This is a genomic window from Brochothrix sp. (assembly GCF_017549435.1).
Taxonomy (GTDB): Bacteria; Bacillota; Bacilli; order Lactobacillales; family Listeriaceae; genus Brochothrix; species Brochothrix thermosphacta.
This window is the reverse complement of sequence record NZ_JAFYUW010000034.1, coordinates 1-9677: the sequence shown is the minus strand read 5'-3', so window position 1 is coordinate 9677 and position 9677 is coordinate 1. Positions and strand designations below refer to the sequence as shown.

Sequence of the window (9677 nt, the reverse complement as noted above, 5' to 3'; positions counted from 1 at the left end):
TATCACTAGCGAAACCTTCTTGTAGTGCTTGAGTAGATGACTGTAGACCACCGGGTGCTTTACCAACACCGAGGCTAATACGTCCATCGGCTAAATTATTCAATGTGTTAAATTGCTCAACCACTTTAAAAGGACTGTAATGTTGCAACATCACACCACCCGACGCTAATTGTATTTTTTCTGTTTTTGCAGCTAAGTAAGCAAGCAAAATTTCAGGCGCTGAGCCAGCTGCACTCGCCATATTATGATGCTCAGCTACCCAAAAACGTTTAAAATTCAAAGACTCAGCAAGTTGTGCTAAGGCTACTGTTTCTGTTAATACATCTTTTAAATCAAAATCATGCGGTTGGATACTTTGTTCTAAAATACTTAATGAGATGGTCATAGAGATCCTCCTTTAGATGGCTTCGTATAAATATTCTGCCGACACGCGGTGCAAGAATTTTTTTGTGCGATCTTCTTTAGCGCTATTAAAGAGGAGGAGTGGCGGACCTTGCTCAACAATGCGTCCTTCATCCATAAAAATGATATGATCGCTGACACGTTTGGCAAATTCCATTTCATGTGTCACCACAATCATCGTGACACCAGTTTTAGCTATTTCAAGCATTACCTGTAATACTTCACCTACCAATTCTGGATCAAGTGCAGCAGTAGGTTCGTCAAATAAAATGACATCAGGATTGAGGGCTAACGCACGAGCAATGCCAACGCGTTGTGCTTGGCCACCAGAAAGTTGTACCGGATAAAAATCAGCTTTATCACTGAGACCCACACGCTTTAGCTGTTCATGGGCAATACTTTCAGCGATATCTTTTTTGATTTTACGAGCAACAATTAAACCCTCAGTAATGTTTTGTAAAACGGTTTTATGTGAAAAAAGATTATATTGTTGAAAAACCATGGCCGTTTGTTTTCGTAACGCAAGAATGTCTTTTTTTGAAGGTTTTTCGCAATCAATCTGTTGATTGTTCATACGTATAGCGCCAGAATCAGGTTGTTCTAAGAGGTTGAGGCAGCGTAAAAACGTTGTTTTACCAGATCCGCTTGGACCAATAATAGTGACAACACTCCCTTTTTCAACGGTTAGATCAATACCTTTTAACACATGATGATTACCAAACGATTTATGAATATCTTTAATTTCAATCATGAAATACCTCCTTTAAAGGCAGTTATTTTACGTTCTAATAAATGGGCCGCCCACTCAATTAAGATGGATAATCCCCAATAGATAAGTGCAGCGGCAATGTAAGCTTCTAAAAATGAATAATTGGTTGATGCGACGACAGTAGCGCGCCCAGTAATCTCGGGTACGGCAACAATTGCTGCTATCGCTGTCGTATGCAAAAAGCCGACGAATAAGTTAACAAAGTTAGGCAAAGCGTAATAAAAACTTTGTGGAAGTATGAGCCGCCTAATGGTTTGAGAGAAGGTGAGGCCAACAGCATAACCAGCTTCTACTTCACCTACATGTATTGCAAGAATACCGGAACGCAAAGCTTCTGCAATATAGGCACTCGCTGTAAATGAAAGTGCAACAATCACAAAGGCAGCAATAGGTATCTTGTTGGTTTGGACACTAAACCCAATTGTTTTTGCTAGATAATCAATCAGCATTGGTGAAAGAATATAAATTAACATAATGTGTAAAATCGCGGGTGTGCTTCTGAAAAAAGAAACAAAAAAAGTGGCGATTGGATTAAGAAATCTGATATTGTACAGGCGAATATAAGTGATGCCGATGGCAATGAGTGAACCGAAAAGTAAAGGTAGCACAGTCATCAACAAGGTGAGTGGAATAGCGTTTAGCAATAGCTTGAACGCTGTCCAAATAAAGGCGTAATCGATTGACATAGGTACTCAGCTCCTTTTACTGACGAATCATTTCAAAGATAGTGCGCGTATTGGCTTTGTCGCGTTTGAGGCGAAGTTCTATTTGTTTGAAGGTTGCTTCCAAAACAAGTGCAACAAGATAATAAATAATCGCTAAAGAAACATAAACTTCAAGCGAGTGATTGCTAGATGTGATAAGTGTCTCGCCGCGCCCAGACATATCCATAACTCCGATAGAAAAGGCTAATGAAGTATCCTTTAAGAACCCAATAATTAAGTTCCAAAAGTTGGGCGTAGCTTGTTTAAGTGCCTGTGGAAAGACGATTCGGAAGAAATTTTGACGCTGAGTGAGTCCAATGGATAGCGCAGCTTCTGTTTGTGATTTTGGAACGCTATTGATGGCAGAACGAATTATTTCTGCAATGGAAGCAGCGCTGCTAAGGCCATACGTTATAATGGCAGCGTATAGTGGATCCATTCGTGTTGTATCCACATTCACTAGTGCGGTGAGAATGGGGATACCGTAAAACACAATGAAGAGCTGTACAATAATCGGTGTGCCTCGGAAAAAAGAGGTGTAAACAATCGCAAGTTGTTTCAGTACTGGAATATTGTAAATCCGTGGTAAAGCAATCAACACACCCATTACAAAGCCTAACAAGAGAGAGACAACTAAAATATAAAGGGTCGTTGGTAAATATTTAATTAAGGTTGCTAGAAACTGTGGAATTAACGCCACATCGAAAAATTTATCCATTTGTTTCACCTGCTTTTAATTGGGATGTGATTAACTGCCAAAACTTGATTTAGAGTAGTCACCACCAAGCCATTTTTCACTTAATTTTTTCAACGTACCATCGTCGATAATTTCCTTAAGTGCTTTATCAACTTCTTTGTTGAGTGTTTTGTCTTTTTTATCAAACATAAAGTATACTTTTGAGTCGCTTAAAACGTCACCGACTACTTTTTCTTTAATAGGACTACTTTCATTTTGGAATTTAACAGCAAATGGCGTCGATACAGTTGCATCAGCACGGCCGGATTCGAGTTGTTTAGCAACATCATTACTTCCTTGACCTGCATACACGACTTTAAATTGATCGCCATTATCTTTGTTAATTTTATTGATTAAAGCTGCACCATTTGAAGTAGCGCTTGTAATGACTGTTTTACCTTTTAAATCAGCAATATTATTGATATCTTTATTATCTTTTAAAACAGTAATTTGGTTAGGAAAGTAGTTATAAGGCACTTTATTGAACGTGAATTTTTCTTTACGCTCATCGTTAATTTCCATTTCATGAGCAATCATATCGATTTTATTGGCACCCAGACTAACCACTAAGTTAGAGAAATCCATTGTTTTGAACTCGAAGTCATAGTTGGAAAGACGTTTATCAATTTCACGCACAAGTTCGACATCATAACCTGTGAGTTTACCGTCTTTATCAATAAAACAAACATTAGGGAACTGCGTACCAGTCCCGACAATGACTTTGGTAACTTTATCTTTCGTCGAACCAGCGCTTGCGCCACATGCACTCAGCAATACCAATGTGAAAACGGATAATAGTAATAATAGGTATCTTGTTTTTGTCATATAAATGCTCCTCTTCTATTTAAAACTCGATTTTGAGTAATCGTCGCCTAGCCATCTTTTGCTTAATTTTTTCAAAGTACCGTCAGCACTCAACTCTTTAATTGCCGTATCAACAGCCTTAGAAAGATCTGTTTTTTGTTTAGGGAAAACGAAGTAAACTTTTGTATCTAAGAGAATATCACCAACGACTTTTTCTTTGATGCTACTCGTATCATTTTGGTGTTTAACTGCAAAGGGTGTTGAAAGAGTAGCGTCAGCACGTCCGTTTTTAAGTTGATTGGCCGTATCATTACTTCCTTGACCCGCATAAGCAATTTCAATTTTATTACCATTCTTTTTGTTGTACTCTGTCACGTAATCAGCCGCATTAGATGTGGCACTAACCACCACTTTTTTGCCATCAAGGTCTTTAATGGATTTGACGTCATTGTTATCTTTGGCAACAGTGATGTACAAAGGTGAGTAGTTATAAGGTTCATTATTGAAGAGGAATTTTTCTTCGCGTTCTTTGTTTTTAGCCATGTTATGTGCAATCATATCGATTTTATTGGCGCCTAAGCTTGTAAGTAAGTTGGCAAAATCCATTGTTTTAAATTCAAAGTTGTATTGCGGTAATTTTTTATCAATTGCACGAATCACCTCGATATCATAGCCTGTCAATTTGCCGTTTTCATCAATGAAACAAATGCCAGGATATTGTGTGCCTGTCCCAACGATAATAGTTTCAACGTTCTTTTTTTTGTCGGAAGTTGCAGCTTTCGGTGCACACGCTACAAGGAAAATAAGCGTTAATGCTGTAAAACAAAGAAATATTTTTTTCATAGATAAGCCCCCAATAAGATAAAATATTAGAATGTTGGAATGGATAAAAGCGCTGCGTTAAATTTTTCAGGAATCAAGACTTTACGTAACATGGCACCTAAATCACCATCAGGCGATTCATGCTCGAAATAAATTTCATAACCTTTACGCTGATACATCTCAAGTAACCAAGGATGTTTTCGTGCCGACGTGCCCAGCGTTAAAGCTGGGACTTTAAGTGTATCGCGTAAGAGTGTTTCTTCTATATATGTAAGCAACTGATTCCCGTATCCTTTGGATGCGTATTCAGGATCGGTGCCAAACCACCAAACAAACGGGTATTTCGATACAGGTGTTTCGCTTTCCCAAGGAAAACGGATGGTGATGGTTGAAACGAGTTTCCCATCTACTTCAAGTACATAAGCGGAGTAGTTGGTGATGTTTTCTAAAACTAATTCACGAGAAGCGTTAGCACTCGGCCAATCAATGCCTAAATCACGAATACTTTGAAAAGATTTATAAAGTAAAGTATGAAACGCTTCGATATCATCTTCAGTAGCAATGCGTATACGTTCTGTGGTCATTTGAATTCCTCCTGTGTAATCAATTAACTAAAATAGTTTGTTGTTGAGACACTTGATTTAGCAACGATGTTAATGATGATTCAATACGGCTCGTCGCTTCTTCATTGATGTGATAATGATTATTGAAATCTTTAGTTACTTGATCGTCTGTTATATAGGTGCCATGTGCAATAAATTCAGCCCCTAATTCCGATAAAATCGGTTCTAATGCATATTTCAACATCAATAGGTGACCTTTGGAACCACCTAAAGCTAAAGGGAGAACAGGTTTACCTTTTAAAATACGAGAAGGAAGCAAGTCCAAAAATGTTTTTAAGATACCTGAATAAGAAGCTTTGAATGTGGGAGTTACCACAATAACTGCGGCACTTTGTTCCACTAGTAAGTGGGCAGCAACGATGTCAGGATGCTTGAAGTCAGCTGTGATAAGTGCTTCTGCATTGAGTTGATGAACTTGAACTACTTGGAAATTGATATGGCGAGGATGACAATAAGCATCCGCCTTTTGAATAAGGGCAGTTAAACGTGAAGCTTCTGAATAGCCGCCAGCAATTAATGTTATCGTAGTCATAAATAAAAATCCTCCTCACAAAGTTTAATCCCTACTGTTTAAGTTGGTATTGGTTGTATGTAATTGTAACGCAATAAAAGTTATCTGACTAATTAAATTAATGAATAAAAAATATTAGTATTATTGATAATCTAAAAGCGTGTGACTATCAAATTTTTTTAATTCATAGTAAAATGATGTAATTAGTATGTTTTAAGTGTGAAACATTGTTATAAGAAGAGTTCACAGAGGATTAAATGTTGAAGGAGGATGGGATGAATATGGAAATACGCGCAATTGAAACCTTTCATGCTGTTGTGAAATTTGGTAGTTTTCAAAAAGCTGCCGAGGCATTAAATTATTCACAACCGACAATCACCTTTCGCATTAAACAATTGGAAACAGATTTAGGTGTGCAGTTGTTCAAACGTGGCAAACAGGCACAATTGACGACGAGCGGGCGCTTGTTTCTAGAAAAATCAGCCAAATTATTGGACGAGTTTGTACTATTAGAGAATACAGTGCGTAACATCAAAACGGAAACAGCAGCGAATTTCCGAATCGGTATTTCAGAACCCACAGCAAGTGTGAAGTTTCCTAAAGTATTGGCACGATTTTTAGCAGATAACCCAGATATAGGTGTAGATGTTATCGTAGGTGATGCGAATTTATGTAGTCAATTGCTAGAAAAAGATGAGATTGATTTCGCTATTTGTGGAGAGCCTGAAATAAGTGTAGGTAATCGGTATGAACGTTTCTTTAAAGATGAACTAGTGGTGTTAGTGAATGAACATCATCGTGTCGCACAACAAGATAGCCTAAAGATTAAAGATTTAAAGGGAGAGCGTTTTCTATTTACCCCTAATAATTGCCCAATTCGTATTCAAATCGAACATCTATTACAGAAAAAAATCGGTTCTAACTACAATAAAATGGTTCTGTCTAGCAGCATGGCACATAAATATTACGTGCAGGCAGATTTAGGGATTTCACTATTTACGCGAACAGCTAATTTAAATCCGATTGCAGGAACAGTTGTAAAAGAATTAGAAGGCGTATCAATTAGGCCGTCAATTGGAGTTTTAACGCGAGCACAACAAAATAATCCATCGGAAAATATGCTGGATTTGATTGCACGTATTAAAGAAGCCTATCTAAAAACAGAATTAGTTTAAATAGAGCAATTTTTTTCGTTCATATGTGAGGGTAAACAGGTTTTTTAGCGATTTAAGACCTGTTTTTTGTTGTGTATGCTGATTTATTGCATTGTGTGATTACTTTTGTAATAGTAAGTAAAAGAGTGTAAAAAAGGAGAGACCAAGTATGGCTAATTTAACTCAAACCAGGACTAAAAAATTATTTGAACAAACGTTGATGTCTTTATTAGAAACTAAATCATTTTCGAGTATCACCATCAATCAATTATGTGAAGCTGCACACATTCACCGCAGTACATTCTATCGTTATTACACGGACAAATACGCTTTGTTGGAAGAGCTAGTGGAGTTTATTAGCGCTGATATGTATGCAAAAGTCGAAGCTAGTAAGCCCACGAGTCGCTCAATGTCTGAAGAAGTGATTGGTTTTATCGAAGCAAATAAAACCAATTTCATGAATGTGATTACAAAAAATGGTAATTATGAATTATATGAAGTCCTTATAAAAAAAGTTAGCGCAATTATGTTTGATCATTATCAAGACTGGGATGACGACCTTTCAATTAAAATTAGGAAATCAACTTATCCAGAAATGATGTGCCATTTTTATAGCAGCGGCATTATTGAGGTATTGAAGCGGATGGTGAGTAGCGGCGACAATTATTCGCGTGAAGAGTTTGTTAAAATCATTGATGATCTCATTAAATAATACATTTTGAAACATATGTCTCATTTTAGAACGAATGGTGAATGTTGGACTTAGACAGCCCCTTTTAAAGTTGATATATTTACTATCATAAAGGGAAGGTGAGACAATTATTATGGATAAATTATTTAATAAAATTGGCCATTTCATCATTAAACATGCCAAGGTAAATATTATTGTCATTTTAGCAGTGACAGTCTTTTTAGCGTTTGGAGCAACTAAATTAGATATGAAAATGGGCAATGATGTTTTTGTTAGTAGTAAATCAGATGTCTATAAAGACACAACGACCTATCAAAAAAACTTTGGTGGGGATGGCATCTATTTGCTGCTTGAAGGTGATAAAGACAAGTTAATCTCACATGAAACAGCTCAAAAAATCACAACATTTTCTGAAAAAGCGACTAAGATTGAAGCGATTACGGGTGCATCAAACTATATTAGCTTAATGAATGAAATGTTAGCATCAAATAACCCAAGTGCTGGTTTCAATATGTCAGGTGATTCGAAATTATCTGAGAGTATTCAAAAAGCAATTCCAGCAGCAAAAATGAAAAAAATCGAGTCAGATATGCAAGCAAGTTTATCTGCTAATCAAAGTGCAAAAATTCAAGAATACATGCAATCGTTGTTAACAGATCCACAAAAAATGACAGTCGGTCAACAAATTGCTGGCTTGGGTGCTGCAGCGACACCAGAACAGCAAGCAGGAATTGTTCAGTCTACGTTAACACCAGAACAGCGTCAAAAAGTAGAAGCATATACGCAAAGTATTTTAACAAAAAAACAATCGGCTAATATGCAAGAAGCTGTGATTAAAGCAATGCCTAAAATCCAGGATATGGATAACTCATTGTTACGTCAAATCGTCTTTTCTGATAAAGGAAAAATACCGACAGCATTGGAAAAAATCATACCCAACAATGGTGGCAATGTTTTAATAATGCTTAACACATCAGATGATACTGAGATGGATACAGCAGTACATACAAATGAGGAACTGAAAAAATTAATTAAAAACACTGATTTTGGAGATGGCATCACTGTTAAATTAGCAGGTGGACCGATTATTCAAGGTGATGTTCAAGGTGAAGTAATGACAACAATGACAGTGATGTTATCCTTGTCAGTTGTATTAATGATTGTTGTATTATTAGTTGTTTTCCCAGTGCGTCGACGTGTGATCTCATTAGGTTTTGTTCTGATAGGTCTCATCTGGACATTTGGTTTTATGGGCTGGGTAGGAATTCCAATTACGCTAGCAACAATGGCAACCTTACCGATTATCATTGGGCTAGGAACGGATTTTGGTGTTCAATTCCATAATCGTTATGAAGAAGAATTTAAGAAAAGCGACTATAAAGCAGATGAAGCAACCGTCACTGCTATTCGACATATCGGACCAGCAGTAGGAATTGCTGTCGCTATTATGGCATTGAGCTTCTTAACAATGTTCCTTTCAAAAGCACCAATGATGCAACAATTTGGTTTAACACTCGCTTTAGGTGTTATTTTCTGTTACATTGTTGAACTCGTATTAATGTTCTCTACATTCAATATGATGGACAAGAAAAAGAAAAAAGGCGAAGTGAAAATTAAAAACAATGATGAAACATGGTTGTCGCGTGGGTTAGGAAGTTACGCTAAATTGGTTGGTAAATTTGCAGCTCCAATTTTGATTGTCGGCGTTATTCTAGCAGGCATTGGTTTTTCGGTTGAAAAATCAATACCAACGGAAACAAACATGATGAAAATGATTCCACAAGAAATGAAGGCATTACAAAACACTAATTATCTACAAGAAACAGTGGGTTCTACAACCTTTATCAGTTATTTAGTAGAAGCTGATGATGTGACACAGCCAGAAGTTGTATCATGGATGAAGACTTTTGGTGATAAAGTTAAAGGTGAATTTAAAGACGTTACGGGAGTAACATCTGTCGCAACTTATGTGGAAGACATTGAAGGTAAAGGGACAGTTAAAAAGGATAATGAAAAATTACCTGAGAGTGTGTCACAATTACCAAAATCAGTTCAAGAAATGGTTGTAAGTAAAAATAAACACTATGCAACGTTACAGTTCCAAATTGATAATAATCTATCTTCTGCCGATCAGTTAGCATTATTGAATAAAATTACTGCTAAAATTGATGCTGGCAAAGGCATCTCAGTAAAACCGGCAGGCGCACAAGTTATGATGCTCTTTGGTATTGATAATATTGGAGCCAACAGTAATCTAATGATTGGTGCAGGTTTATTGATTATCTTTGTGGGATTATTCCTAGTTTACCGACGTGTAAAACATGCGATTTATCCAATTATTCCAATCTTATTAGTACTCGGTTTTTCACCGTTACTATTAAAAATGCTAGGGATGTCATACAACCCCTTAACAACCGCGTTAAGCTGTTTGGTATTAGGGATAGGGACAGAGTTCACGATT

11 protein-coding genes are annotated in these 9677 nt (G+C 36.8%); 3 read left to right on the top strand and 8 right to left on the bottom strand.

Going from position 1 to position 9677, the window contains the following annotated elements; translation table 11 throughout:
- The 8 genes from IKV95_RS02170 to IKV95_RS02135 all read right to left on the bottom strand — a co-directional run.
- On the bottom strand, positions 1 to 385 hold a 385-nt coding region (locus tag IKV95_RS02170), incomplete at its 3' end, for an MsnO8 family LLM class oxidoreductase (RefSeq protein WP_287451374.1).
- A gap of 12 nt (positions 386 to 397) precedes the next feature.
- Positions 398 to 1153, bottom strand: a complete 756-nt coding sequence (locus IKV95_RS02165) for an amino acid ABC transporter ATP-binding protein (protein ID WP_029091099.1) — start codon at positions 1151 to 1153, stop codon at positions 398 to 400.
- Positions 1150 to 1857, bottom strand: a complete 708-nt coding sequence (locus tag IKV95_RS02160) for an amino acid ABC transporter permease (RefSeq protein WP_069126206.1) — start codon at positions 1855 to 1857, stop codon at positions 1150 to 1152. Before IKV95_RS02160 ends, IKV95_RS02165 begins: the two co-directional genes overlap by 4 nt.
- 16 nt (positions 1858 to 1873) lie before the next feature.
- Entirely contained in the window at positions 1874 to 2593 is a 720-nt protein-coding gene (locus IKV95_RS02155) for an amino acid ABC transporter permease (protein ID WP_069118323.1), read from the bottom strand.
- A 30-nt stretch (positions 2594 to 2623) separates the two neighbouring features.
- The gene (locus IKV95_RS02150) at positions 2624 to 3436 is read right to left on the bottom strand and encodes an amino acid ABC transporter substrate-binding protein (RefSeq protein WP_069126208.1); all 813 of its coding nucleotides are present in this window, start codon (positions 3434 to 3436) and stop codon (positions 2624 to 2626) included.
- Positions 3437 to 3451: 15 nt separating this feature from the next.
- On the bottom strand, positions 3452 to 4258 hold the full coding sequence (locus IKV95_RS02145) for an amino acid ABC transporter substrate-binding protein (protein ID WP_287451373.1): 807 nt from the start codon (positions 4256 to 4258) through the stop codon (positions 3452 to 3454).
- Positions 4259 to 4284: 26 nt separating this feature from the next.
- Positions 4285 to 4821, bottom strand: a complete 537-nt coding sequence (locus tag IKV95_RS02140; protein ID WP_069126210.1) for a GNAT family N-acetyltransferase — start codon at positions 4819 to 4821, stop codon at positions 4285 to 4287.
- Between the two features lie 19 nt (positions 4822 to 4840).
- On the bottom strand, positions 4841 to 5392 hold the full coding sequence (locus IKV95_RS02135) for an NAD(P)H-dependent oxidoreductase (protein WP_029091105.1): 552 nt from the start codon (positions 5390 to 5392) through the stop codon (positions 4841 to 4843).
- Positions 5393 to 5652: 260 nt separating this feature from the next.
- Here IKV95_RS02135 and IKV95_RS02130 point away from each other — a divergent pair, with 260 nt between their 5' ends.
- The 3 genes from IKV95_RS02130 to IKV95_RS02120 form a co-directional block, all read left to right on the top strand.
- Positions 5653 to 6546 (top strand): LysR family transcriptional regulator, encoded by an 894-nt coding sequence (locus IKV95_RS02130; protein WP_069126212.1) that lies wholly within the window; start codon positions 5653 to 5655, stop codon positions 6544 to 6546.
- A 148-nt stretch (positions 6547 to 6694) separates the two neighbouring features.
- Positions 6695 to 7237 (top strand): TetR/AcrR family transcriptional regulator C-terminal domain-containing protein, encoded by a 543-nt coding sequence (locus IKV95_RS02125; RefSeq protein WP_069126214.1) that lies wholly within the window; start codon positions 6695 to 6697, stop codon positions 7235 to 7237.
- A gap of 112 nt (positions 7238 to 7349) precedes the next feature.
- Positions 7350 to 9677 (top strand): efflux RND transporter permease subunit (locus IKV95_RS02120; RefSeq protein WP_287451372.1); only part of this gene is annotated, 2328 nt, incomplete at its 3' end.